Source organism: Streptomyces sp. NBC_01460, from assembly GCF_036227405.1.
In the GTDB taxonomy this organism is placed as follows: domain Bacteria; phylum Actinomycetota; class Actinomycetes; order Streptomycetales; family Streptomycetaceae; genus Streptomyces.
On sequence record NZ_CP109473.1, the window covers coordinates 6,523,282 to 6,549,287 of the forward strand.

Annotated in this window: 15 protein-coding genes and 2 pseudogenes; 4 read left to right on the plus strand and 13 right to left on the minus strand. The window is 70.6% G+C overall.

The features are described from left to right. Positions 1-89 precede the first annotated feature (89 nt). Positions 90-238 (minus strand): annotated as a pseudogene (locus OG488_RS29485) (IS701 family transposase); the annotation flags it as partial. Positions 239-596: 358 nt separating this feature from the next. Here OG488_RS29485 and OG488_RS29490 point away from each other — a divergent pair. After that, positions 597-893, plus strand: coding sequence for a barstar family protein (locus OG488_RS29490; RefSeq protein ID WP_329234084.1), 297 nt, complete (start codon positions 597-599; stop codon positions 891-893). 21 nt (positions 894-914) lie between these two features. Here the strand turns inward: OG488_RS29490 and OG488_RS29495 are convergent. Continuing rightward, positions 915-1,768 (minus strand): IS5 family transposase gene (locus OG488_RS29495; protein ID WP_329234086.1). Its coding sequence is split into 2 segments (ribosomal slippage): positions 915-1,418 and positions 1,421-1,768, totalling 852 coding nucleotides; the frame shifts between segments, so codons are not numbered across the junction. A 107-nt stretch (positions 1,769-1,875) separates the two neighbouring features. Here OG488_RS29495 and OG488_RS29500 point away from each other — a divergent pair. Beyond that, the gene (locus OG488_RS29500) at positions 1,876-2,712 is read left to right on the plus strand and encodes a hypothetical protein (protein ID WP_329234088.1); all 837 of its coding nucleotides are present in this window, start codon (positions 1,876-1,878) and stop codon (positions 2,710-2,712) included. On the opposite strand, the gene OG488_RS29505 is transcribed toward OG488_RS29500, so the two are convergent. The 8 genes and pseudogenes from OG488_RS29505 to OG488_RS29540 all read right to left on the minus strand — a co-directional run bounded on the left by OG488_RS29505 (position 2,709) and on the right by OG488_RS29540 (position 20,996). Continuing rightward, positions 2,709-4,244, minus strand: coding sequence for a gamma-glutamyltransferase (locus OG488_RS29505; protein WP_329234090.1), 1,536 nt, complete (start codon positions 4,242-4,244; stop codon positions 2,709-2,711). The genes OG488_RS29500 and OG488_RS29505 overlap by 4 nt on opposite strands. A gap of 629 nt (positions 4,245-4,873) precedes the next feature. Next, positions 4,874-5,053 (minus strand): annotated as a pseudogene (locus OG488_RS29510) (hypothetical protein); the annotation flags it as partial. 103 nt (positions 5,054-5,156) lie between these two features. Then, positions 5,157-6,251, minus strand: coding sequence for a Rieske 2Fe-2S domain-containing protein (locus OG488_RS29515; RefSeq protein WP_329234092.1), 1,095 nt, complete (start codon positions 6,249-6,251; stop codon positions 5,157-5,159). Further along, positions 6,248-7,303 carry an MDR family NADP-dependent oxidoreductase gene (locus OG488_RS29520; RefSeq protein WP_329234095.1) on the minus strand — a complete coding sequence of 352 codons (1,056 nt, stop codon included), beginning with the start codon at positions 7,301-7,303 and terminating at the stop codon, positions 6,248-6,250. Before OG488_RS29520 ends, OG488_RS29515 begins: the two co-directional genes overlap by 4 nt. Continuing rightward, complete coding sequence (locus tag OG488_RS29525) at positions 7,300-8,943, minus strand: phytoene desaturase family protein (protein WP_329239105.1); 1,644 nt, start codon at positions 8,941-8,943, stop codon at positions 7,300-7,302. The genes OG488_RS29520 and OG488_RS29525 overlap by 4 nt, the downstream gene beginning before the upstream one ends. 11 nt (positions 8,944-8,954) lie before the next feature. Further along, positions 8,955-10,640, minus strand: coding sequence for a phytoene desaturase family protein (locus tag OG488_RS29530; protein WP_329234096.1), 1,686 nt, complete (start codon positions 10,638-10,640; stop codon positions 8,955-8,957). Next, positions 10,627-19,953 (minus strand): non-ribosomal peptide synthetase/type I polyketide synthase, encoded by a 9,327-nt coding sequence (locus OG488_RS29535; RefSeq protein ID WP_329234098.1) that lies wholly within the window; start codon positions 19,951-19,953, stop codon positions 10,627-10,629. The genes OG488_RS29530 and OG488_RS29535 overlap by 14 nt, the downstream gene beginning before the upstream one ends. A 137-nt stretch (positions 19,954-20,090) precedes the next feature. After that, positions 20,091-20,996 (minus strand): sterol desaturase family protein, encoded by a 906-nt coding sequence (locus OG488_RS29540; RefSeq protein WP_329234099.1) that lies wholly within the window; start codon positions 20,994-20,996, stop codon positions 20,091-20,093. Positions 20,997-21,670: 674 nt separating this feature from the next. Between OG488_RS29540 and OG488_RS29545 the strand changes: the two genes are divergently transcribed. Together OG488_RS29545 and OG488_RS29550 are read left to right on the plus strand one after the other, a co-directional pair. Then, positions 21,671-22,159, plus strand: coding sequence for a hypothetical protein (locus tag OG488_RS29545; RefSeq protein WP_329234101.1), 489 nt, complete (start codon positions 21,671-21,673; stop codon positions 22,157-22,159). Then, positions 22,117-22,356 (plus strand): hypothetical protein, encoded by a 240-nt coding sequence (locus OG488_RS29550; protein ID WP_329234103.1) that lies wholly within the window; start codon positions 22,117-22,119, stop codon positions 22,354-22,356. The genes OG488_RS29545 and OG488_RS29550 overlap by 43 nt, the downstream gene beginning before the upstream one ends. Positions 22,357-23,247: 891 nt before the next feature. Here the strand turns inward: OG488_RS29550 and OG488_RS29555 are convergent. From OG488_RS29555 to OG488_RS29565, 3 genes are all read right to left on the minus strand, one after another. Next, a complete protein-coding gene (locus tag OG488_RS29555; protein ID WP_329234105.1) occupies positions 23,248-24,564 on the minus strand; it encodes an ABC transporter ATP-binding protein in 1,317 nt (438 codons plus the stop codon). Between the two features lie 47 nt (positions 24,565-24,611). Then, positions 24,612-25,136 carry a DoxX family protein gene (locus OG488_RS29560; protein ID WP_236063477.1) on the minus strand — a complete coding sequence of 175 codons (525 nt, stop codon included), beginning with the start codon at positions 25,134-25,136 and terminating at the stop codon, positions 24,612-24,614. Between the two features lie 155 nt (positions 25,137-25,291). Continuing rightward, positions 25,292-25,945, minus strand: a complete 654-nt coding sequence (locus OG488_RS29565; protein ID WP_329234107.1) for a lytic polysaccharide monooxygenase auxiliary activity family 9 protein — start codon at positions 25,943-25,945, stop codon at positions 25,292-25,294. Between the last annotated feature and the right edge of the window lie 61 nt (positions 25,946-26,006).

Here is a 26,006-nt window from a genome sequence, read left to right on the forward strand (position 1 = left end):
TTCACATCCGAAGGCGCGCAGGTTCCAAGATTCCTGGACGCCACCCGCACGCAACCCGCACCCGGACAGCCGCATTCTGCCGCCTGAGGGTTGGGTTCGTCCCGGGTCGGCACAAGAGGTTGCTCTGGGGCCAGTGCCGACTCACCCGGCTCCGACCTGCTGAAACGGTGCACGAACCGCTCATGCGCCGCGTCCAGTTCACCCGCCCCAACCTGACATCAGCAAGGTCCCCACCCATAACCACACCAACGACCGACCTGGCCACCAGTCACCGCAAGCACCGTTGCAGTACTAGGCGGATCCCCCTGCTCGCCAACGCGGCGCCGAGGCGGATGGGACCGTCGGCGGTGACCGCTCAGGCAGCACCGCCGCTGGAAGCGTTGATCACCGTGCTCGGTGACGCGGTGCCGAGGACCGCGTCGACCTGATCGGCATCACGCAGGTCCGGCTGGTGCCAGGCACGGGCACCATCGACGGGACGGGAGTTGAACGTCGCGGCCGTTGCACGGGCCGCCTCGTGTGCCTGACTCAGAAGACTAGAGCCTGTCCCTTTGACCGACGAGTGCCTCGTGGGGCGGGCTGGTTAGTCTGCTGCGATGACGGATAGCGAGCTGGTCGTTGACCTGCGTGGTCGACTGGTCGATACCCTCAACGACTTCTGGGACGCGGTGAGTGAGCCGTGTGGGCTGCCGGAGTGGTTCGGCCGGAATCTGGACGCGTGGTCGGACACGATCGAGACCCGGGGCATCTCTGAGATGATCGACAGCCACGACATTCTGATCGTGCACGTCGACCGGCGGGGTCTCTTCGGCGGGAATCTGCGGGAGGCCGAAGTCCTGGCTGGCATCTTTGACGGAGAGCAGAACCGGCTCATCGTGCACGGGTTGGCCTGAAGAATCCTTCGGGCGCCTTGCTCAGCGCCGGGTCCAGATGAGAATGGCAGCAAGGTGGAGTGCGGCCTGGTAGGCGATGGCGAGCTTGTCCGTCCGCATTGCGAGGCCGCGCCACTGCTTGAGTCGGGCGATACATCGCTCGACGGTATTGCGTTCCTTGTATGCCTCGACGTTGAAGCCGGGGGGCCGGCCTCCGGCGCGGCCTCGCCGCAGGCGGTGGCCGACCTGGTCGGCGGGCTGCGGGATGACCGCACGGATGCCGCGTCGACGGAGGTGCCCACGGATCGCGCGGGAGGAGTAGGCGCGATCTGCAAGGACGACCGCAGGGCGGGTTCTTGGCCTGCCGAGTCCGCTTCGCAGGATTCGGATTCCGGCCATGACCGCCTCGAAGGCTGGCGCGTCGCCAGCTTGGCCTGCCGTGACGTGAATGGACAGAGGCCGTGCCCTACTGTCGCTGGCCAAGTGGACCTTCGTGCTCAAACCACCACGAGAGCGTCCAAGCGCGTGGTCCTCGGGCTGGTCGGAAGCCCTTTTTTCCTGGCTCCGGCCGAATGCTGGTGGGCGCGGCAGACGGTGGAGTCCACCGAGACCGTCCAGCCCACGTCGCCATCGGCATCCGCCATAGCGAGGATCGCTGCGAGGACTCGTTCCCATGTGCCGTCCACGGCCCACCTGATCAGGCGTTTGTGCGCGGTCTGAAAGGACCCGACTTCCTCCGGCAGGTCACGCCAAGGTGAGCAGGTGCGGTACTTCCACGCGATGCCTTCCAGGGTTCGGCGGTGGTCGGCCCACCTTCGTCCACGGACCGGATCGGCCGGCATCAGCGGCTCGATCCGGTCCCACATCGCATCGGTGATTACTAACCGGACAGGCATATCCGATCAACCGATCAACTCGCCAAAGGGACACGCTCTAGTCCGCCGGGCGCGCTCTTCTGTCCACAGCTGTCCACCGGCAAGGGCGCGCGCCCGATGCTCCTGACATGAACCTCGCCGAACATCTGGGAACGGGAGCCGTGGCGGTGGCTTCCGGGGTGACCATCGAGCTGGGCATGTGGTGCTTGCGCCGTTGGCGGACACCCACCAAGCCCCCAGAAGCCTCACCGCCCGCGCTCGCCACGACAGAGGAGGTCCCCCCGATGGGGCGCCCCGGACACATCACGAAGCCCGATCTGCCTCCCGGCGCACACAGAGAACTCGTCGACCTGCTCCACGACCTGCACGTCCGCAGCGGGCGGATGTCCATGCGCACCATCGGGGAGCTCACGCGCCGCCCCCACAGCACCGTGCACAAGGCACTGAGCAGTTCGGAGCTGCCGGACCTCCACGTCGTCATGGCCATCGGGCTTGTCCTGGCGAACGTCGTCCGCAGCAGCGACCAGGACGCTCTTCTCGACGACGTCCAGGAGCGCATCGAGACGCTGTGGAAGAAGGCTGCGCATGAGGGGCGCCCGCCTGCCGTAGGCACGATCCTGGAGGTCGTCACGGAGACGTGGGCCGAGTTCTCCCGGGGGGTAGGAATGGCCAGTTGGGGCATCAACCTGCCCGACTACTCCCAGCTCGCACGGTGCCCGTTCCTCTCCGTCACCCTGCGCAACGGTCTCGTGACCGTCGTGGTCTCCACCCCGGACTGGGCCGCCATCAACGCGGTCGAAGACCCGCAGCAGTGGCACCGGTTGTTCGAGTGCGCGGTGATCAAAAAGCTCGATTACTTCCTGCACGTCTGGGTCGAGCATGTGCCGGGCTTCGACACGATTGCGAATCCCTGCCCTCCGCCGTCCTACTTCGCCAACCTGCGCGCGGAGCGCGGCGTGCCCTAGGCATGGATCGGGGGGAGGCCGTAGCGACTGACGGCCAGGTAGGTTTCCGGGGTGGCCGCCTCGAGAAGACCTTCGTCACCCGTCAGGTCGAGCTCCGGTTCCTCGGGACGGCGCAGCAGGTCGCTCCAGTCGCTCGTCGCTCCACGCTCGTAGGCTTCCCGGAGCAGGGAGCGCAGCCGGGGGCGGGCTTCCTCCTGCTGTTCGTGGAAAATCCGCCGCTGGGTGAGCCGCTGCTCGTCCTGAGCGTCTTCGCTGCCCCGCTCGTCGACGGCCAGCTGGTTCTCGGCGCGCAGCCCCGGGGTACGCCAAGCGATCGCGAGATCTTCCTCATGGAGGCGCGCGCAGACGGCGAACAGCTTCCGGGACATACCGAGATGTACCTCGGTGCTGGGGATACGACAGGTGAGGAAGTCGTCGATCCCCCAGGAACGGATCTGGGCACGTGGGAGGTGCGACTTGCGGTGAAGTGCCGCTCCGCGGAGGTCGGCCCGCATGGCGAGGGTGGGGTCGTCCTTCTCCAGCGGTGTGGTCAGTCCGTGGCGTCGGTGGCGCGAAGTGCGGTCGGCCGGCACCGGCACAGTGCGCAACTGCGAGGCCGACGCGGAGCGCAGCGCCAGGTAGACGAGCATCTGGGCGCGGGCCGCGCCGATGAGCGCGTCGTCGTTCTCGCCGAGGTGGTCTTCGAGGTTGCCCTCGCCCACCGCTGCCTCGCCGTCGGGGTCGGATCCGGCCGGGGGAAGGGGCGGCTGGCCAGGGTACAGCGCGTGGTCGATAGTCAGGAAGAGGTCGTCCCCGGGCCGCACGGCGGCTCCGACCAGGACGCTGCGGTGCGCGTACGAGCCGAGGACCTTGCTCCCGGCCTCCAGCTGCGCCCACCCGTCGCGCAGGGTCTTGAAGTCGCAGATACCGCCCTTAGCCTCGATCAGCCAGTACGCCTTCTCCGCCTCGTGCCGCCCCCACAGGTCCGGCAGCTTCCTCGTGGGGTCCTTGAAGGTGGCGCTCAGGGCGGGGATGGGGCCGCCGAGTTCGAGGTGCTCGGTCTGCCCCAGACCCAGCAGCGAGCGGCAGACCCACTCGGTCATCGTCATGCCCAGCCGGTAGGCGGCAGCGCTCTTCGCGGTGCGCTCGGTGCCGTACGCGTAGACCGGGTTCAGCGTCAGGCGCTGGCCCGTGGCACCCGGCACGGGGGGCTGATGCCCGAAGGGGTGCGCACCTAGGTAGGCGTACAACGGGGCGACTCGGGCGACGAGCTCCCCGTGTGCGTACTGCGGCTGGTTCTGCAGGTGCGGGGTGATGTCGCGACCGACCTCAGTGGCCGCCTTGATGATCTCCCGCCACGTGGTGGTCGGGGCATACCAGCCGTCCGCCTTCGGGAACCCGTCCGTTGCGCTCCACGCCTTGTGCTCGGCCGTCCGCCACTGCTTCCTGGGCTTGGCCGCGGGCCCGTTACGAAACAGCACCGGTATGTCGAAGCTGTCGGCGTAGGTGAGTGGCGGCTCGTCGGGGACGTGTGCGGGGATCATCGGCGTCATGGGACAACCCTGGCACGAGCCTCGACGCCCCTGGGGCGGACGTTGCGAGGTTGCTTCGGTGACAACTCTGCGTGAAGGCTGACGGCTGCTCAGGTTGGCTTGACGCATCGTCGACTATTCAAGATCATCTTGCACATGTGTTGCACAAGGCGCTGAAGAACAACAGTGATCAGTGACGGGCCGTGAAGGTGAGTATTCGCAGCTCAGATGGCATGCTGCAGTGTTGTGCCCCTTGGGCCCAAGGGGGACAACACCCCGCCGGTCAGATGTCCCGGAAGGGACCCGTCGCTCAGCTGACCTGCAGGAACGATCGATATCAGCCTCTGACCTGGGGAAATGGCCTTTCGCTTGTTTCACACTTGTGCCCCTTGATGCGGCCGAAAGTCCCAGGAAAGTCCCAGAGGGCTCCCAAGGAGACCAGGCGTTCTTTCCAGGTCATGCGGGCTGTGCCGCGCGGCGTCTGTCGGCGTGGCGGCCGCGGGGTACTTCCTGGGGGCAGCCATGGCTGATGTTCCTCTCATGAGAACCATCTGACCCCCTGTCAACATCCTCCGCATCTCGGAGGAACCTCAGGTGCGCCGGGGCCGTCAGGGCAGCGTGCTCCGGCGGTCCTCGACCACCTCACGCGGTCAGTCGATGTCCGGATCGTGGGTCTCTTCGAGTAAACGGCCTGCCAGGTCGTCGGCCCATTCCAGGGCTCAGGTGCGAAGCGCGGTGATGGTGGAGTCATCGAGCCCGTAGGCGGCGAAGGCTTCGTCGTCGGTCCACTCCGCGCCGGTGAGATGTGCCTGCAGGTCCTCGCGCTCGAAGAGCACCAGGCGTGACGGAGCGCCTGACGCCCCGCCGTCATCCGAACCGCCCCGTCCTCCCGTCCGGCGAGGCCCCCGCCCCCGGCTTCTCGGAGCGGCCAGGCTACGTCACCCTGCTCTCCGCTTCCCCCGCCGCTCCCCGCATCACTGACGACGGCACCCGCGCCCGCAGCCGGTCCGGCGGGTAGAACTGCCGGGCCCAGTGGCGGAACGGGCCGATCGGGCCGTCGCCGCGGGCCAGCCGGGGCGGAGACACGTACCGCTTCGTCGCCCAGACCGGGAAGTCCTGGGACACGAAAGCGCAGTTGCCCCGGAACATCACACCCGCCAGCAGCCGGTGTGCCGAGCCGCTCACCCAGCGGGCCAGCGGGGCCGGGAGGGCGGCCGGCTCGGCCACCTCGAAGCGGCTCGTCTGGCGCAGCTGGAAAGCCGCGGGCGCGATCATCGTGGTCGTGTATACGGCACAGGTGCGCACCCCGAACCGAGGGAGCGCCGTGCACACGTGCACCCGGCTGATCCCGTTGCCCTCCAACATCACCTCCAGCGGACTCGCGCCCAGCAGCGGCACCCGCTCCTCGGAGCGCACCGAGATCCGGAAGGACCGCCCCTCGAAGACCGCCGGCTCGGCTACCTCCGACGCGCCCCAGCCGTGCAGCGGCGTGAAGTGCCCGATGTCCACCGTGTTCTCGACCACGTCCTGGCTGTGTCCCGCCATCTCCCACGCGGTCAACCGTGGCGCCCGCGTCCCGAGCGTGTGCCAGGGCGTGAGCTCCCAGTCCGGCGCCCGCCCGTCGTGGTGCCGCCACACGAAGACGGCGCCGTCGACCTCGCGCACCGGCAACAGGGTCAGATCCGAGGACGGCGGCGGGGGCGTGCCGTACCCCGTCCGCGTGCAGGCGCCGTCCGGGCCGAAGGCGAAGCGGTGGAAGGAGCACAGCAGTTCGTCGCCCTCCAGCGCGCCGAGCCCGAGGTGCGCCCCCAGGTGCGGGCAGTACGGGCGGACCGCCCGCACCTCGCCGTCGCGGAGCCGGTAGAGCACCACGTCCTCGCCCTGGAGCGGCCGGGTCAGCAGCGCCCCCCGCACCACCTCCGAGGAGAACGCCACCGAGAACCAGCCGTCGGGGTACGGCAGGACTGGCTCGTGCGCGTCGGCCGGGCTCGGGCCCTCCGTGAGCGCCCGGGTGTGGCCGCGCCTCACAGCTCGACCAGCACCTTGCCGAAGGACGCCGCGCGGTCGGTGTACAGGCTGCGGTAGGCGACGGGAATGGAGTCGAAGCCGTGGTGCACGGTCTGCTGGTAGCGGATCTCGCCGGCGCGCACCAGCGGCCCCAGCTCGGCGTGCAGCGCCGCCCACTTGTCCTCGGTGAACCACTCCAGCGCGAAGATCCCGCGGATCGTCGTGCGCGGGAACATGATGTACGGCAGCAGCCGGGGCCCGGTCCACTCGCCGCCGACCTGGCTCGCCCACTGCCAGCACACCGCGACCCGGCTGTCCACGGTGAGCATCGTGAAGACGGCGTCGGTCATGACCCCGCCGAGGTTGTCGAAGTACCGGTCGACGCCGCCAGGAGCCGCCTTCGACAGGTCCTCGCTGAGCTGCGCAGGGTCCCCGCCGTGCCGGAAGACGACGACGGCGTCGAAGCCGAGCGCCGTCAGCCGCGCCGCCTTCTCCGGCGAACCGGTCGTGCCCACCACCCGCGCGCCCGCCCGCTTCGCCAGCTGCCCGACCAGCGTGCCGATCGCGCCGGACGCGCCGCTGATCAGGACCGTGTCGCCGGTTCGTACGGCCAGGAAGGTGGTGAGGGCGCCCCACGCGGTCATCCCGGCGCCGCCGAGGATGCCGAGCGCGGTACTCAGCGGCAGCGCCTCGTCGTAGTGGGCCGGGTCCAGCTTCCGGTACGCGGGGAAGACCATCGGGAACGTGCCGGTCTGCCACAGCGCCCCCGCGCCGTTACTGACCAGGTGGGTGCGCCAGCCGCCGAAGCCCTGCACGAGGTCCCCGACGCCGAACATCGCCCGCGGTCCGGCCGCCAGCACCTCCATGATCGAGTCGGCGCCCATGTGGTCGCCCATCGGGGTGTCCAGGGCGATCCCGTGGAGGTACGGGTCGACGGAGACGTACCGCGTGCGCAGCAGCATCTCGTCCTCGGCCAGGTCGGTGTCGAGCTCCTCCACCACCTTCACGTACATCCGGTCCACGTCCGGCACGCCGTCGTTGTGCTCGCTGACGATCCACTTCTCGGTCTTCACGGGGTCGCTCCTGCGGGTTCGATGAGTTGTACGGGGAGAGGGGCGCTGCCGTCGACGGAGGCGGTGAACGGCCGCCCGTCGTCGCGGCAGACGAAGTGCATGACGTGCCGTCCCGAGGCCGCGGCCCGGATCAGGCCGCCGGTGGTGGCCCAGACGCCGGACAGATAGAAGTCCGCGAGCCCCGGCAGTCCCGGACCGTGTCGCTTGACCTCCTGCTCCACGGTCTCGCCGCTGTCCACGAACGGCTGCCAGCCGAGCACCGTGCCGTCGTAGTTGCCGGTGTAGCGGACCTGGGTGAGCGGGGTGGACACGTCCCGCACCACGATCGCGTCCCGCAGCCCGGGGTGCCGCTCGTCGAGGAAGTCCACGATCGTGTCCCGCACCTGCCGCTTGGCCCGCTGGTAGTCGCGCCCGCGCCCGACCGGCAGCGTGTGCAGCTCCTCGCCGCGGCGGATCCGGGTGAACTGCTCGGGACCGGTGCTCAGCTCCCTCCACGGCGCGATGTCGCAGAAGTACGTGGCGTACACCACGGAGGTGCCCGGCGGCGACAGCTCCGGGTAGTGGCGGCTGCGGAACTGCACGTTGACGCTGGGGTGCCGGATGCCGGTGAGCCGTTCCGCGACCGCGTCCTCCAGGAGGTACGTGGTGCAGGGCTCGCCGTCCGGGAAGGGCCGGCGCAGCCCCAGGAAGACCGTGAGGTAGCCGGGGAAGACCATGTCGGGTTCCGCGATGGTCCGGGTGTACAGCTCCCGGTACGTGTCGGTGAGGTAGCGGCCCTTCAGCAGGTCGAGGAGCGTGGTGCGCCCGTCGCAGGCGGAGACCACGATGTCCGCCCGCAGCTCCGTGCCGTCGCTCAGCCGGACCCCGGCCGCCCGGTCGTTCTCCACCAGGATCTCCACGACCCTGGCGTTGTAGATGACCTCGCCGCCGAGCCCCCGGTAGCGCTCCTCGACCGAGCGGGCCAGGCCCAGCGAGCCGCCCTCGGGGACACCGGCCGAGGCGTCGGCGTGCGCCGCGAGCTGGAAGTAGAACGGCAGCACGGGGAAGTTGGGATGCTTCTCGTACAGGATGAAGTTGAACGCCTCGCGCAGCAGCGGGTCCTGGAAGCGCTGCGAGTAGTCCCGCATCAGCGTGCCGATGGAGCGCCGGATCACGTTGAAGTAGGGGACCAGGGACGCCAGCATCCGCCAGCGCTCCAGGCGGCCCATGAGCCCGACCGGGGTGAGGAACGGGTAGCGGGCCAGTGCCTTGCGGAAGGTCCGCAGCCCGGCGCAGAAGTCGCGGATCACCCGGGCGTCGCCGGGGGAGAGTGCGAGCAGGTGCGCTTCGAGGCGGTCCGGATCGGAGTAGAAGTGGACCGCCCGCCCGTCCCGGCCGCGCACCGTGTTGAACACGTCGAAGTTGCGCATCCGCTTGCCCTGGAGCGCGCCGAGCTCCAGCCAGATCTGGTGCATCTCGTTGCCCGGCCCGCTGCCGAGCAGCCAGCTCACACAGGAGTCGAGGGTGAAGTCGCCCCGGTCCCAGGCCGTGCAGGAGCCGCCCGGGATCTCGTGCATCTCCAGCACCCTGCTGCGATAGCCGTTCATCTGGGCGTAGCAGCCGGTGGAGAGCCCGCCGAGCCCTCCGCCGACGATCAGCATGGTCCTTCTGGTCATTCGGCCACCGCCGCCTTCCCGGCGTCGCCCCGCTGTTCGAGTCGTGGCAGCCGGCCCAGCTTCCCGGGATGCCACGGCCCGGCACCCTCGCTCGGCCAGGCCCGGAACTCCCGGCCCAGCTCGTCGCAGAGGAACTGGACCGCGTACCGGCCGCTGGTCGCGGCCCGGATCAGGCCGCCCATCCCGGTCCACTGCCCGGCCATCGAGAAGCCGCTCAGCCCCGGCAGCCGCATCCGGTCCCGGTCCACCAGCGCGGTCGACACGTCGTCGGCCTCGGAGAACGCCTTCCAGGCCAGGATGCTGCCGTAGGTGTTGCCGGTGTACCGCTCCGTCGTGGCCGGCGTCGCCACGTCCACCAGCTCGATCCGCTCCTCGAGGCCCGGATGACGCTCGGCCAGGAAGCCCCGCAGGAAGTCGACGACCTCCTGCTTGCGCTCCCGGTACGCCCGCCGGTCCGCCTTCCGCAGATCCTGCCAGGACCGGTGGTCGGTGAAGTACGTGCAGTGCAGCACCGACTTCCCGGCCGGCGCGAAGCCGTCGGCGTAGTCGGACCGCCGCTGCACCACCAGACTGTGCTGGAGGCTCCCCGGCAGCGCCGCGCCCCGCTCCGGACCGAGGAGGTACGTGGTGCTGTGTGGCTCACCGGCGGGCAACGGGCCGTCGATCCCGACGAACGCGGAGACCACCGCCGGGTACAGGTTGTCCGGCCGGTCCAGCAGCTCCGTGTACAGCCGCTCGGTGCGCGGGCTGCTCCACCGCCCCTCCAGCAGCCGGTCCAGCACCGTCGGCCCGTCGCAGGCGGCGATCACATGGTCGGCGAAGTGCTCCTGCCCGTCCCGCAGCCGTACGCCGACCGCCCGCCCGTCCTCGACGAGGATCCGCTCCACCCGGGCGCGGTAGCCGATGTGCCCGCCGAGCCCCGTGTACCGCTCCTCCACCGACCGGGCCAGACCCAGCGAACCACCCTCCGGGAAGCCCGCGTTGCCGTTGAAGGCGCAGGACATCGTGAAGAGGAAGGGGAGCAGCGGGAAGCCGGTCAGCTCTTGGAGGAACATGTTCGGGAACGCCTGGCGCAGCAGCGGGTCCTCGAAGCGGTCCGCGAACCGGCGCATCGGCGTGGCTGCGGTGCGCCAGTACAGCCGGAACGCCGGCAGGATCGCGAGCAGCGTTCGCGCCTTCTCCGTCAGGGACTTCAGCGGCGGCGGCTTCAGCTCCCAGTGCGGGGCGAGCCCCGCGAAGCGCCTGAGGTCCCGGCAGAACGCCCGGATCAGGCGCTCGTCGCCGGGCGAGAGCTCCAGCAGGTGCTTCTGGAGCCGGTCCGGGTCGTTGTAGAACGTGACGGACCGGCCGTCCTCCGTCACCACCCGGTTGAACTGGTCGAAATGGGCGATCCGCTTCCCGTCCAGCGCCCCGAGCTCGCGCCACACGTCGTTCGCCCCGGTCCCGGGTGCCGTGCCGATCAGCCAGTCGATGCAGTAGTCGAAGAGGTAGCCCTGCCGAGCCCAGGCGGTGCAGCAGCCCCCTGGCAGCACGTGCTTCTCGAAGATCCGGCTCTCCAGCCCACTCATCTGCGCGTAGCAGCCGGCCGCCAGACCCGACATACCCGCGCCGATGATGATCACCCGGGGCCGTCCGCCGGGAGGCCGGGCCTCCCAACGGTGCCCGCCGTCACGCACGCCCATCCGCGGCACCTCCCGCCAGCAGCGCCCGGACCAGCTCCGCGTTCCCGTCGAGGAACGAGCCGTCGAGCATCTCGGCGTGCCGCCCGTGCCCCTCGCGTACGGTGCACCCGGCGGCGGTGACCCCGTGCCAGCCGCCGGGCTCGTCCGCCGCGAAGCGGAGCAGCTTCTCCTGGTCGGAGATCACCGCGATCGGCGCGCCGAGCACACCGAGCGACGGGTGAGCACCGCAGTGCGCCAGGTACTCGCGGGCCTGCTCCACGGTCTCCCGGGCGACGATCTCGGAACCGGTGTGCCGCCGCAGGTGCTCCGCGAGCTCCGCCTCGAACTCGGCCAGGTGCTCCTCGCCGAGGGCGACGGCCTCGGCGATCCGGTACGAGTCCATGATCAGCACGAGGTCCACCGCGCGGCCCCGCCGCTCCAGCTCCCCGGCGATCTCGAACGCGAGGTTGCCGCCGAGGGAGTAACCGAACAGCGTGTACGGCCCGCCCGGGTGCAGCTCCTCGGCCAGATCCGCGTACCGGGCCGCCTTGTCCGGACCCGACAGGTAGTTGAACGCGGCGAAGCGGTGCTCGGGCAGCCGCGCCGCGAGCTGCCGGTACACCAGCCCGTGCCCGCCCGCGGGCGGCAGGCAGAACACCGTCGCCGCCGGATCCGCGCCCGGGTTGAACCACAGGTACGGCTCGGCGCCGGGCAGCCGCCCGGTGACGACGTCCTCCAGGGTGCGGGCCATGCCGTGCAGGGTGCTGGTCTGGAACAGCCGCCCGACCGGCACGGACGCGTTGAACTCGGTCCGCAGGTGGTGGATCAGCTCGATCAGCTTGATCGAGCTGCCGCCCGCATCGAAGAAGTCGTCCCGCAGCCCCGGCCGCTCCAGCCCGAGCAGCGACCGCCAGTGCGCCGCCATCCGCGTCTCGTACAGCGTCACCGGCGGTTCGTACCTCTCCGGTCCCGCCTCCGCGCGCGGCTCCGGCAGCGCGCCGGGATCGACCTTGCCGTTCGCGGTCAGCGGCAGCGCGGACAGCTCCGTGAAGTGCGCCGGGATCAGATACGTCGGCAGCTGCTCCGCGAGGTGGCGGCGCAGCTCCCGGGCGTCGGCCACCGCGCCCGGCGCGGGCACGCAGTAGGCGCACAGCACGTTCTCGCCCGTCTCGTCCCGCCGTACCGCCACGCACACCTGCGCCAGCTCGGGCCGGGCAGCCAGCCGCGCCTCGATCTCCCCGGTCTCCACCCGGTGGCCGCGCACCTTCACCTGCCCGTCGGCCCGCCCGAGGAGGTGCAGCACCCCCTCCGCGTCCCAGTGCCCGAGGTCCCCCGTCCGGTACAGCCGTACGGGTTCGCCGCCCGGTTCGAGGGTCACGAACCGCTCGGCCGTCCGCTCCGGATCGCCCAGGTAGCGGTCGGCGACGCCGGCGCCGCCGATCCACAGCTCACCGGCCACCCCCGGCGGCACCGGCTCGCCGTGCCGGTCGAGGACGTACAGTTCGCTGTTGGGCAGCGGCCGGCCGACCGGCACCATCCGGCCCGGCTCCAGCCCCTCCGCCGGCCCCTCGTAGTAGGCGCTGTCGATGGTGGCCTCGGTCAGCCCGTACGAGTTGACCACCCGGGTCCCCGGCCCGCACAGCGCGACGAGCCTCCGGTGCTCGCTCGCCCGCCAGGCGTCCGAGCCGACGATCACCAGGCGCATGAACTCCAGGCCCAGCCCCTCCCGCTCGCAGTGCGCCAGCAGCCCGCGCGCCACCGACGGCACGAACTCGCCGCAGTCCACGCCCTCCGCGCGCATGGTCCGGTAGAGCCGCGCAGTGTCGAAGAGGAGGTCCCGGTCGACGAGGACCAGCGTCCCGCCCGAACACAGCGCCCGGACCAGGTCCCCGGTGAACACGTCGAAGGAGACGCCCGCCATCTGCAGGTGCACCCGGACGTCGGTGTCCAGCCGGTACTCCTGCTGCCAGGCGACGAACACCGAGGCCAGGTTGCGGTGGCTGACCCGCACCGCCTTGGGGCGGCCGGTGGAACCCGAGGTGTGGATCACGTATGCCGTCTGGTCGAGGCCCACGGCCGGCTCCGGCCGCTCCTCGGTCCCCGGCCGGTCCAGCTCGTCGAGGGTGACCGGCCGTCCCGGCAGCCGGGCCGCCTGGCCCCGCCGCCCGTCGGTCAGAACCAGCTTGGCCCCGGCGTTCTCCATCAGCTCGGCCAGCCGCTCCGCCGGGTGGTCCGGGTCCAGCGGCAGATACGCGCCCCCGGCCCGCCACACCGCGAGCAGCGCGATCACCAGCTCCGGCGACTTCGCAAGATGCACCGCCACCACCGTCCCGGCGCCGACGCCGCGTTCGCGCAGCGAGGCCGCCACGCGCCGCGAGCGCTGGTCCAGCTCCCGGTAGCCGAGCCGCCGCCCGCCCGGCACGGACACCGCGACCGCCTCCGGGAACTGCGCGGCGATCTTCCCGATCAGCTCGTGCACCGGCACGTCGTGGTCGAGCCGTCGGCCGACGCCGCCGAACCCGGTGACGATCCGCTCCCGCTCCCCGGCCCCCAGCATCGGCAGCCGTCCCGCCGGGCGCTCGCCCTCCGCGCGGGTCAGGCCGTCGAGGAGGTTCCGGTAGTGCGCGGCCATCCGACGCACCGTCGCCGCGTCGAACAGGTCGGTGTTGTACTTCAGCACGCAGTGGAAGCGCCCGTCGGACCGGTCCTCGTACGCGGACAGCGTGACATCGAACTGCCCCTCTTCCTCCGGGAGTTCGATGTACTCCAGCGTGTACCCGAAGCGCTCCACGGCCACCTTGTGGGTGAGCAGGATGAACATCGCCTGGAAGACCGCCGAGCGGCTCGGGTCGTGCTGGAGGCCCAACTGCTCCACGAGCAGCACGAACGGGTACTCCTGATTGTCGAGGCCCCCGAGGACCGTGTCCCGCACCCGGCCCAGTAGCTCGGCCACCGACGGCTCCCCGGCCAGGCTCACGTGCAGCGGCAGCGGATTGACGAAGTAGCCGTAGACGGAGGCGAACTCCTCCTCGGTGCGCCCGGTGACGGGGCTGCCGACCACGATCTCGTCCTGCCCCGACCAGCGGTGCAGCAGCAGGTAGTACGCGGTGAGCAGCACCGTGAACACGGTGACGTTGTGCTCCCGGGCCAGCGTCCGCACCCGGGCGCTGAGCTCGTCGTCGAGCTGGAAGAACTCGGAGGCGCCGTTGTCGGTCTGCACCGGCGGGCGCGGCCGGTCGGTGGGCAGTTCGAGCGCCGGGACCTCCCGCGGCAGGTGCTCCCGCCAGTACTCCAGCATCCGCCGCGCCTCGGGCCCGGCCAGGAAGCGGTTCCGCCGGTTGAGGAAGTCCAGGTAGCGGGCCCGGACCGGGGCCAGCTCCGCCGGCCGGCCGGTGCGCAGCCCGTGGCAGACCTCGAACAGCTCCTCGATGAAGGTGAAGGTGGAGATCGCGTCCGAGACGATGTGGTGGACCGCCTTCATCAGCACCCATCGGTCCGGGGCCCGCCGGAGCAGCCGCAGCCGCACCAGAGGATCCCGCTCCAGGTCGTACGGCCTGCGGTACTCCGCTACCAGCCGGGCGCGGACCTCGTCCCAGGGCAGCCCGGACACATCGAGAAGACCGGTGTCGGCGATGGCCTCGGGCCGCACCCGCTGCACCGGACGCCCGTCCTCGGTGGTGATGTTGACGCGCAGGCTCGGATGCCGGGCGATCAGCGTCCGGAAGGCATCGAACAGCAGCTCCGGGTCGAGCTCCGCGCGTACCTCCACCGCGCCGCCGATGTTGTACGCGAAGCCGTCCGGATTGAGCTGCCGGAGGAACCACAGGGCCTGCTGGTTGTGGGTGAGTGGGTAGCACGCCTCGTCGGTGAACAACTCCACCGCCGTCTCCGCCACCGGACCCCCGGCCGCCGCGAGCTCGGTCAGCCCCGCGTGCAGCCGCTCGGTCAGCTCGCTCACCGGCCCATTGCTGAGCAGCGCCACCACCGGCAGCGAGACCCCCAGCTCGGTGTGGGTCCGGGCCCGCAGCTCCATGGCGAGCAGCGAGTCCAGACCGAGCGAGCCGAGCCGGGCGTCCGCGTCGACCAGCTCCGGCCGCACCCGCAGCACACCCGCCGCGAGGGCCGCGAACCGCTCGGCCACCAACGCCGTACGCGCCGCCTCGTCGGCGGCGCGGAACGCGTCGAGCAGACTGCCGCCCTGCCCCGCCGGGACCTCCCGCGCCGCCGCGGCGGCGAGCGCCGACACCAGCGGCGGCGGGGTGGGATACCAGGACAGGAACACCGGCCAGTCCACCACCGCGGCCACCAGTAACTGGGCCCGGTCCTGCCCGATCACCCGCTCCAGGACCGCCATGCCCGCCTCCGGCGCCAGCGAGCTCATCCCGCGCGCGTCCCGGTAGTGGGCGACCAGCCCGAGCTCCTCGATCATGCCGGTGGCCCACGGCCCCCAGTCCAGGCTGAGCGCGGGCAGACCGAGCGCCCGGCGGTGATGGGCGAGCGCGTCCAGGAACGCGTTCCCGGCCGCGTAGTTGACCTGACCGGCCGTGGTCAGCAGCGAGGCGACCGACGCGAACAGTACGAAGTGCTCGACCGGCTCGTCGCGCATCAGCCGGTGCAGCAGGTACCCGCCGTGCACCTTCGGCCCGTAGCCCGCGTCGAACGCTTCGCGGTCCAACGACGGCAGCAGGACGTCCCGCACCTGTCCCGCAAGGTGGAACACGCCCCGCACCGGCGGCAGACCGGCGGCCCGCCGCCCGGCCAGCCAGCTCTCCATGGCCGCTGCGTCGGTCACGTCTACCGCGGCGACCAGCACCTCTGCGCCGAGCGCTTCGAGCTCGCGCAGGAACGCGACCCGCCGCCCCCTGGGGCCGCCCGGATCGAGCCCCCGCCACGCGCCGCGCTCCGGCACGCCGGTGCGGCCGAGCAGGACCAGGCGCCGGGCCCCGCGCCGTACCAGGGTGCGGCAGAGCAGCCGCCCCAGCGCCCCGAACGCGCCCGTGACCAGATAGGCGCCGTCCGCGCGCAGCCGCAGCGGCAGCGGACGGGTCAGCCCCGCGGGCGGACGCAGCCGGCTGAGGTGCCGCCGCCCGGACCGCAGCGCGATCTCGCCCTCGCCGTCGTCCGCCGTGAGCGCCCGCAGCAGCACCTCGGCCTCGCCGGGACCCCCGGCCGGGTCGAGATCGATCAGTTTGCCGCTGTGACCGGTGAGCTCCTGCTGCCACAGCACCCGGCCGATGCCCCAGGCGGGCGCGCCGAACGGCTCCACCGGCTCGCCCGGCACCACCGCCTGGGCGCCCCGGGTGACGATGTGCAGGCGCCCCTCCGGGCACGCCTCGGGCAGCACCTGGGCGAGCAGGACGAGCGAGTAGCCGCCGACTGTGCCGATCCCGCCGAGGTCCGCCGCGCCGACCGTGTCCAGCGGGGGCAGATCGAGGTTCCACAGATGCACCACGGCTCTGAACCCCGGCCCGAGTTCGTCGAACAGCCTGCGCAGATCGGCCGCCGAATCGGGTCGCACGGTCATGTGCCGGGCCCCGCTTCGGTATCGGCTGCCCGGGCGGACCAGCCGGCACCGCCCGCCGCGCGCCACGACCGCCTCGGCCATCCGCGCGCCGAGCCCGCCCTCGTCGGCGAAGACCACCAGGTCGGGCGTGGGGGAGCCGTCGGGACCGTCCCCGGTCCCCTCGGCGGTCCCGCCGTCCTCCGGCGCCTCGGTGGGCGTCTCCTCCCAGACCACCTCGGCCAGCCAGCCGTCGATGGTGCCGAGCTTCACCGAGGAGGCCACCCGGTCCACCGCCGCCGCGCGGAAGCCGCTGATCCGGCCGAGCGGCGTCCCGTCCTCGGCGTACAGGGCGAGGTCGCCGACCAGTTCCTCGTCGCTCTCCGTGGTCACCGTCGCGTGCGCCCACAGGGCCCGGTCGCCGACCGCGTCCAGCCGCAGCTCCGCGATGCCGACGGGCAGCCGGATCCCGGCGGACCGGCCGTCGTCGGGCGTCGTCGCGGTGAGCATGGTCTGGAAGCAGGCGTCCAGGAGCACGGGGTGCACATGGCAGTCCGCGGCCCCGTCGCCCATGCCCGGGGTGGGCCGGATCAGCGACAGCGCCTCGCCGGGCGCCGTCCACACCTCGTCGATCGCCCGGAACGCCGGGCCGTAGTGGTAGCCGAGCGCCGCCAGCTCGCCGTAGCACGCCTCCCGGTCGAGCCGACGCCGCGCCCGCGCCCGTACCGCGTCCGTGCCCAGCGGTTCCGCGAGCCGGCGTGGCTGCCCGGTGCGGACGACCCCGCTCGCGTGGACCGTACGGTCCGGAGCCCCGGTCCCGGAACGGGCGAGGGAGGCGATGGTGAACCCGGCCTCCTCCGGCGCGAAGGCGAGCTGAACGGTCGTCGCCTCGCCGTCGGGCAGGAACAGGGCCCGGGAGAACTCGACGTCGGCCAGGGTCGCCGTGTCGCCGCCGGTCAGCGCCCGGACCGCCTGCGCAGCCATCTCCAGGTACCCGGCTGCCGGGAAGACCGTGCTGTCCTCGATCCGGTGGTCGGCCAGGTATGGCAGCCGCTCGCTGTCCAGGCGGCTCTCCCAGGTCGGCTGCAGCGCGGAGGTCCGCCGGCCGAGCAGCGGGTGGTCCAGCCGGCCGAGCCGGATCTGCTCCACCGGCGCGGGCTCCACCCAGTACCGCTCCCGCTGCCACGGATAGCCCGGCAGCGGCACCGGCCTCCCCACGGGCTGGAGCACCGACCAGTCCACGTCGACGCCCAGCGTGTACAGCTCTGCGAGGGAGCGGGCGAACCGCTCGGGCTCGTCCTCCCGGCGCCGGATCGACGGCAGCGTCACCCCCTCGACGGCCCGGCCCTCCAGGCACTCCCGGATCGAGTGGCCGAGCACCGGGTGCGGACCGATCTCCAGGAACAGCGTGTACCCGTCGTTGACCAGCCGGTCGACCGCGGCACGGAACCGGACGGGCCGCCGGACGTTCTCCCACCAGTACGCGGCGTCCAGCTCCGGCCCCCGCGCACGCCCCTGGCGGGCGGTCAGATACAGCGGGAGACCGGCGGCGCGCGGCGCGATCCCGGCCAGCGCCTCGTGCAGCTCGGCCTTGATCGGGTCCATCCGCACGCTGTGGTACGGCACTTCGACGTCGAGGAACCGGGCGAAGACCTGCTCCCGCTCCAGCCGCCCGGCGAGCTCCCCGAGGGTGTCCCGGTCCCCGGACAGCGTCACTGACGCCGGGCTGTTCACGGCGGCGACCGACACGTGGTCCCGGTACGGGCGGACCAGCCGCTCGGCCTCCTCCTCGGACAGGTTCGCCGCCAGCATCACGCCGGTGCCCGCGAGCCGGTGCTGGAGGGCGCTGCGCGCCAGCGCGATCCGGACGGCGTCCTCCAGGCCGTACACCCCGGCCTGGTGGAAGGCCGCGATCTCGCCTGTGCTGTGCCCGACGACGGCGTCCGGCCGCACCCCGTGGTGTTCCCACAGCGCCGCGAGCCCCGCCTGGACGGCGAAGTTGGCGGGCTGGGCGAGCCAGGTCTCGGCCATCCGGGACTCAGCCTCGGGCCGGGTCAGCTCGTCGAGCAGCGACCAGCCCGCCTGGCGCCGGACCTCCCGGTCGCAGCGCTCGACCGCCTCCCGGAACACGGGCTCGGCGTCCAGGAGCTCGCGCCCCATGCCCCACCACTGCGGCCCCATGCCGGTGAACACCCACACCAGCCGCTGCGCCCCGGGCTCCCGGAGGCGGCCCCGCACGGCCCGGGGGTGCTGCTCCCCGCGCTCGCAGGCGGCCAGTACCTCGTCGAGGGAGCCGGGCGGGCCGAGGGGGGAGTGGACGACGGCGAGGCGCTCCTCGAAGTGCTGGCGGCGGTGGGCCAGGGTGTGCCCGAGGTCCGCGAGGGGCACTCCGGCGGCAAGTTCGCGGCGGACGCCCGCGGCCAGTTCGGCCGGGCCCGACGCGTGCCGGGCGCTCAGCGGGAGGACCGAGCGGGCGGGCGTCCGGGCCGTCGCGCGCGGCTCTTCCGGCGGGCGGGGCGGCGCCTCCTCCAGCAGGACGTGGGCGTTGGTGCCGCCGAAGCCGAAGGAGTTGACGCCTGCCCGCGCGGGTCCCTCGTGCTCCGGCCAGTCGACCGGTGCGGTCGGGATCTCGAAGGGCAGCGCGGCGAAGTCGATGGCGGGGTTGGGCTGTTCGAGGTTCAGGTGCGGTGGGATGCGGCGGTGCCGGAGGGCCAGCGCCGTCTTGATCAGGCCCGCGACGCCGGCGGCGGCCTCCGTGTGCCCGATGTTGGTCTTGACCGAGCCGACGTAGCACCGCGCCCCGGGCGCCCGGCCCTGCGCCAGCACCCGGCCCAGCGCCCGCGCTTCGATCGGGTCGCCGACGGGGGTGGAGGTGCCGTGCGCCTCGACGTACTGGAGGCTGCCCGGTGTCACTCCCGCCTTGGCGCAGACCCGCTCGATGAGCGTGGCCTGGGCGTCGGCGCTGGGCACGGTGATGCCGTTGGTGCGTCCGTCCTGGTTCACCCCGCTGCCGATCACCACGGCGTGCACCGGGTCGCCGTCGCGCAGCGCGTCCGAGAGGCGCTTGAGCGCCACGACGCCGACGCCCTCGGCCCGTACGTAGCCGTCGGCGGAGGCGTCGAAGGCGCGGGAGCGTCCGTCGGGGGAGAGGAAGCCGCCCTTGGTCTCGGCGATGGTGTACTGCGGCGCGAGGTGCAGCAGGGTACCTCCGGCCAGGGCGAGTTCGCTCTCGCCGCGCTGCAGGCTCTGGCAGGCCAGGTGGACCGCGACCAGGGAGGAGCTGCACGCCGTGTCGATCGAGATGCTGGGGCCGCGGAAGTCGAGGCAGTGCGAGATACGGTTCGAGACCATCGTCATCATCGTGCCGGTCGCGGTGTGCGCGGCCAGCGTCTCGAAGCCGAGGTCGGCGAACTGCAGGATCTTGTAGTCCAGGGTGAAGGCGCCGATGAAGACGCCGACGTCCCGCCCGGCCAGTTCGGCGGGCCGCTGTCCGCCGTCCTCCAGGGCCTCCCAGGACACCTCCAGGAGCTTGCGCTGCTGCGGGTCCATGTGCTCGGCCTCGCGCGGGCTGATCCCGAAGAAGTGGGGGTCGAACTCGTCGAAGCCGTCGATGTAGCCGCCCCGGCCGCCGGTCAGCCGGCCCGGCTTGGCCCGGTCGCGGCTGCCGAGGGTCGTGGTGTCGTACCGGTCCGCCGGGGTGGGGACGAGACAGTCCCGGCCTTCGATCAGATTGCGCCAGAAGGACCGGTGGTCACCCGCGTGTCCGGGGAGCCGGCAGCCGATGCCGATGATGGCGACCTTGTCGCGGTGGGCGGCGCTGAGTGAGTCCGTCATGGTCCAATCCGGTGGAGACGACGCCTCGGTACGGGCCGGGCGGGGGCGTATGGGGGCACGACGCCGGTACGGTGCGGGACTGCGCGGTACGGGGCGGCGAGGTCGCGGTACGGAGCGGGTGTGCGCGGTACGGGGGACTACGCGGTGTGGGGCGGGCGGCGCACGGGGTGGAGCAGGCTGGCGACGATCGAGCCGGTCTCCGGGAACGTGGCGGGGTCCTTGACACCGACGATCGCCGGGCGGCGGTCCGGTCGCCAGGTGAAACTGCCGAAGAGGCGGTCCCAGACCGAGAGGTCCACGCCGAAGTGACCGGCCTCGGCCAGGTCGGCGCTGTGGTGCAGCCGGTGTTGCTCGGGGCTGGCCAGGACGTGGTGAAGCGGACCGAGTCGGACGTCCACGTTCGCGTGCACGAAATAGCCTTGGACAAGGGTTAAGAGCGCCACCGCGAAAAGGCAGTCGGCGGAGAATCCGAGAAATCCCAGTGACAATTGGACCGTGCCCTGTTTGAAGGCGACATCCAGTAGGTGGTTGACGCCGTTATTGGCGACGTTCACTTTTCCCGGGACGTGATGAATTCCGTGTACCTTCCACAGCCACCGATTGGAATGCGCCCAGCGGTGGGCGAGGTAGCCGGTCAGTGAGGAGGCCAGCAGCGCGAGGGGCACCTCGGCCCCGAGTGCGAGCCCCGGTCCCGTGACGGGGGTCGCGGCCAGAACGGCCGCGACGACCGACTGGCCGAGCACGGCGCCGGCCATGGTGAACCCGAAATAGGCTGCGTACCAGCACAGTTCCCGGCCGCTCGGGTGCCAGTCGGTCCGGTGCGGGATCAGCCGCTCCAGCGCCGCGAGATAGACGATGGTGCCGATCAGGAAGAGCTGGACGGCCCGGCCCCGGTCCCAGTCGAAGCGTAGAACCGAGGTGAAGAGCCAGACTGCCGACAGGAGCAGAATCGGGTACGCGGCATAGCGGAGACACTCGCGGGCGGACGCGCCGGTGGTCCACGCATTCGCCGGCAGCGACCCCGTATCGGGTCGATCTTCCATGCGGAGAATCTCCATCACATCCGAATAGGGAGTTCGCAGAGTAGCAGCGGACGTGAGGGGTCGTGAATGAGTGAACGGCGTTTTTTGGCCAGCGCGGTAAGGGGGGCGTGCGAGGGTAATTTATAAGAAGAAGTTCTTTTCAATGTTCGGTGCCCGTGGGGCGGGGTGGAGGGCGCGGGGTGCCGGTGACCGGAAGCAACGATTCCGCACTCGCGTGGGCGGCGCCGGCCATGCCGGTCGCCACCCACGTAGAGAGCGGTTACCGCAGGGTCCGGGCACGGCGGATATGCCCGAAACCATCGCCCCGTGGGGGCGCGTGCGGGACCACGGGCAGAACACGAGCCGTACAACTCGGGCGGCCGGACCGCACAGGAGCCCGCAAGGAGAGAATTGCCCGGGTATGCAGGCCCACCCAACCTGGCGGCCCGTCAACGTTGCAGGCGATTGAACAAGGGACGGTACCGGCCGCCGGAGGCTCCCGTGTGGGAACCGTCCAGAGAGCACGGGTTTCACGTCCTGCGACACTTCTACGCCTCCGAGCAGCTGGAGGCCGGCGAATCGGTGCTCTCCCTGACGCGGTGGCTCGGCCACACCGACCCGGGGTTTACCGTGAGAAAGTACGCCCACTTCCTGCCCAGGGCCGGAAACCGCGGTAGCGGCGCCATCGACGCCAGTTGTCGCGCGCCCAAGCCGCCGGAGACACGACCGGCGAGCTCGAAGCACTGCAGAAACGTGTCCGGCAGCTCGAAGAGGATGCCACGTCCTGGGAGGACATGGCACAGAGCTGCAGGGAGGAACGCGACAAGGCGCGAGGCGATGCCGCCACCGCTGAGGCCCTGCGTCAGGACCGGGACTATGGGAAGAACGAGTACCTGGGCCTGTCGAAGGGTGGGAGCGGGCGGGCGGCCACATCCGATGCCTGGAGCGAGATCCCTCTTTTGGGATCGGATGCCGTGCTCACTTTCGAAGCTCTCGCCAAGGCGTCGGAGGAGCACATCGTGCTCACGGCGAGAGCGGCGCGCGGCTGGAAGGACTCCCGCTACCCGTACCCCCAGGAGATGGCCGACCGGCTGACCGCCCTCGCGCAGGCTGCGATGGACCTGTACTCAATTCCGGCAAGATGCCCAGGCTGGCCCAGTGGTTCTACGACAACCACGGACTGAAATTCGCGCCCAACGACGAGAAACTCAGCAAGGACAAGGACAAGCGTTACTTCACGTTCAACGGGAAGCGCTGGGACGGACTGCCGCACATCAAGGTACGGGACGCCGTCTCGCCCAACGAGGTCGGACGCATCTACTTCGCCCTCGACTCCGAGGAGAAGCGGTTCATCGTGAACCATGTGGGACTGCACCTGTAGTCGGCCCTGGCCGGCACTTTGGCGGCCTGTTCACCGACTGTCGGCTGTGACGCTCGTTTGACGCTCCAGGTACCCACACGCAGGATGGGAGCTGAGAAATGGTGTCTGACCTGGGCTTTTCCGTGACTCGCCCAGGCCAACGTCTTTTCGATACTCATCACGTGAAGAGCGCGGTGCACGGAAGCCGTTGCTCCTGGTTCAAAGTCCCAGAAAAGTCCCAGGGACTCCGTCACACCCCGCCTCAACTCGCATTTGTGCAGGTCAGAAGGGGTGTGGCGGTGCCATTCTTGCGGGCTTTCAGATGTCCCGGAAGAAACCAGCCAGCGAGGTGGCCTGCGACGATGAGAGGGATTCGGTCGCTGACCTGGGAGAATGGTCTTTCAGTTGTTTCATGCTCGTGCCAGTTGATGGAACCGAAAGTCCCAGAAAAGTCCCAGAGCGCTCCCACGGCTGACGGAGGCTCTTTCGGCTTCACTCGACGTGGGGCAGCGGGCCGGGGCTGTGGGCGGAGGTCGGCCTTTGTTCCTCCGCCGCGATGGGCAGCTCACCTCCGCCAGCGCGGAGAAGCACGTCTGCTGGCCTACCTGGGCGCGTCGGTTCAACTTCGCCGTCTCACATCCGAAGGCGCGCAGGTTCCAATCTGTTGTTCACATGCCCTTGCGATAGCCGCGTGCCACCGGCGCCGCCGCTCGGCTTAGAGGAGTTCCTGCTCCCGGTCCGGCCGGGACCCCGGTCTTGCCCTGTCGAGCGGACCGCCGGTGGGCTACTCGGAAGTCCGGATGTGCTCGACCGCCACGTGCCCCTTGTGGTGCTTCTGGACGGTCGCCGGTTTCTGTCCTCGGCGGGGGAAGGCTGGCTGGTCAGGGCTGGAGTGGGGTGTTTTAGCTGTAGTCAGAGTTGCGGCACTTGGGTGGGGTCGGGGCTGATGCGTTCGCCGCGTGCATTGAAGACGAGCAGGTTGCGTACGTCGATGAGGAGGGGGATGTGCTGGCCTCTTCGATGACGGGCGCCCGGTTCATCGCGGATGACGAGTTCTCCGATGCCCTTGCGGGGAGGGGACTGCGCCGGAGGCTCTGTGGCGCCGGGGAGCGCGGGGTGGCGGCCGAAGGCGCCGATGCGGCGGCGGAGTTGCCGCAGGACGTCGGCGGCGCTTGTGCGGGCCGGGTGGTGGGGTATGTGGTCGGAGAGCTGGGCCGGTACGTCGGCCTGCTGTCCGCCGAGTGAGAGGTGGAGCAGCGCTTCGTGGCCCTGGAACTCGGTGTGCTCGACGACCCCGGTCATGGCTCGTTCGAAGGCGGTGGCGTGTGTCTTGTCGGCTATGCGGATGGCTTCGGGACGCAGTCCGATGAGGAGCGGCTGTCCCTGGAAGACGCGGAGCATCTGGTGGTCATGCGTGAGCGGGTAGGAGAGGGTGATTTTTTGGGCCCCCACGTTGAGCGCCATGACGCCGTCGACGGGGGCGTACACCGTGCCGTGCAGCAGGTTGATCCTCGGTGTGCCGACGAACGAGGCGACGAAGGCGTTGGCGGGCAGTGCGTAGAGGGTGCGGGGGGTGTCGACCTGCTGAAGGACTCCGTCGCGCATGACTGCCACCCGGTCGCCGAGCGCCATGGCTTCGGCCTGGTCGTGGGTGACGTAGATGGTCGTCGCACCGGTGCTGCGGGTGACCGCGAGCATTTCGGTGCGCAGGCGGGCCCGCAGCCGGGCGTCGAGGCTGGAGAGCGGCTCGTCCATCAGGAAGACCGAGGGGCGCCGTACCACTGCGCGGCCCATGGCGACGCGCTGGCGCTCTCCGCCGGAGAGCCGGCCGGGGATCTGGTTCAGGAGGTGGTCGATGCCCAGGGTCTGGGCGACGGACTGCACGTGTGCCCTCACCTGGTCGGGGTCCTGTTTCTGGACCGCGAGGGGAAAGCCGATGTTCTGCGCTGTGGTCATGTTGGGGTAGAGCGCGAAGCTCTGGAAGATCATCGCGATGTCTCGTTCGCTCGGCTGGAGATCGTTGGCGATCCTTCCGCCGAGGTGCAGCTCGCCCCCGCTGATGGTTTCCAGGCCGGCGATCATGCGCAGCAGGGTGGACTTGCCGCATCCGGATGGGCCGAGCAGTACGAGGAACTCCCCGTCCTGGACGGTCAGAGAGAGCTGGTGCACGGCCCTCTGTCCGTTGGAGTAGGTCTTGGCGAGGTTGTGCAGGGTAATGGTGCTGCCCACGGGTGCTCCTGGTGCGAGTCGCGCTTGGCGGGAGAAGAGAGGGCCGGTCAGGGGGTGAGTTCGCCGGCGGCGATGTGGAGGCCGGCGGCGACCAGGACGATGTTCTTGATGACGTACTGGCCTTCGAGGGTGGGGACAGCCGCGGTGTGCCAGGCGGCGTCCGGCAGTACGAGCAGCGAGAGAAAGACTCCGGCCATGTGGAGGAAGAATGCTGCCAGGGCCCAGCGGAGCAGGAAACCGGTCAGGAACGCGAGCCCGATGCCCGTCTCCAGAACCGCGAGCAGGAGCAGGCAGAGCGGGTCGGGGATGAACCCCATGGTCAATTCGGTCATGGCGCTGATGGCGAAGTCCTCGGCCGCGCTCGCGCCGGGGAAGAACTTCAGGGCGCCGAACCAGCAGAAGACCAGTCCGATGCAGACGCGCAGCACGAGGGTGCTGATCCGCGTGTAGCGGTGGGCGTGGCCCGCTGCACGGCTTCCCAGGGTCTGCCGCAGGCCCAGCGCCGGGGCGGGTGCCCGGTCGTCGGGGGCAGGGCTTTCGGCGGGCTGGCGGTGGTGGGAAGTGCTGGTCATCGACAATCTCCTCCGCTGGAGACGATCACGGGTGCTGGCTGCTGGGCACCTGACTGCGGTGGTTGTCCGCCGGCCCGGGCCCCTGGTTCTTCGTACGGGGAAGGGCCCCGCGGAGGGCAGTGCCTCCTGCGGGGCCCCGGGTTAGCCGGTCCCGGTCAGCTGAAGTTGACGTCGCTGCACAGGAAGTACTTCTGGTCCATGTGCGATGCCTTCCAGACGGTCACCACGACGTGGCGTCCGCTGTAGCCGGAGGTGCTGACGTCCGTGACGTAGTGCGGCTGGTAGGGGTACCTGCCGGTCTTCTTCACCAGCTCGAGGTCGTCCCACCCGATCAGCTGGTACTCCGGGTTGAAGCCCTGCTTGGTGACGTAGACCTCGAGCCAGTCCGCGCCGTGTCGTGCCTCGTCGTAGAGGTCGATGGTGAAGTCGGAGCCGATGTTGGTCATCTTCCACGGTCCGGGGCGGTCGAGGGGACGGTAGTTCGTCTCGCCCTGGCCGCCGGCGCTGCAGATCTGACCGTTGGGGATGACCTGCTTGTAGTTGTCGCCGGTGTTGTTGGCGTAGACGGCCTTCCACGCGCCGATGGCGTTCGCGTTCTCGTGGTAGGTGCGATAGCACATGGGGTCCTGGGACTCGCTGGGCTCGGTGTAGCCCCAGCGCTGCAGGCAGCCGTAGTTGCGGGTCTCGGGGGTGATGACGGTGCCGTGTGCGGAGGCCGTCGGTGCCTGGATGACGCCCAGGAGGGCGGTGGCCAGTACGGTGGAGCTCAGCGCGACGGCGCGGGACAGCGTTGCGGGTATGCGGTTCATGGTGCTCTTCCTCCGTGTATGTGGAGATCACAGGCCGACCCCGACCAATGATTTAGGTGCA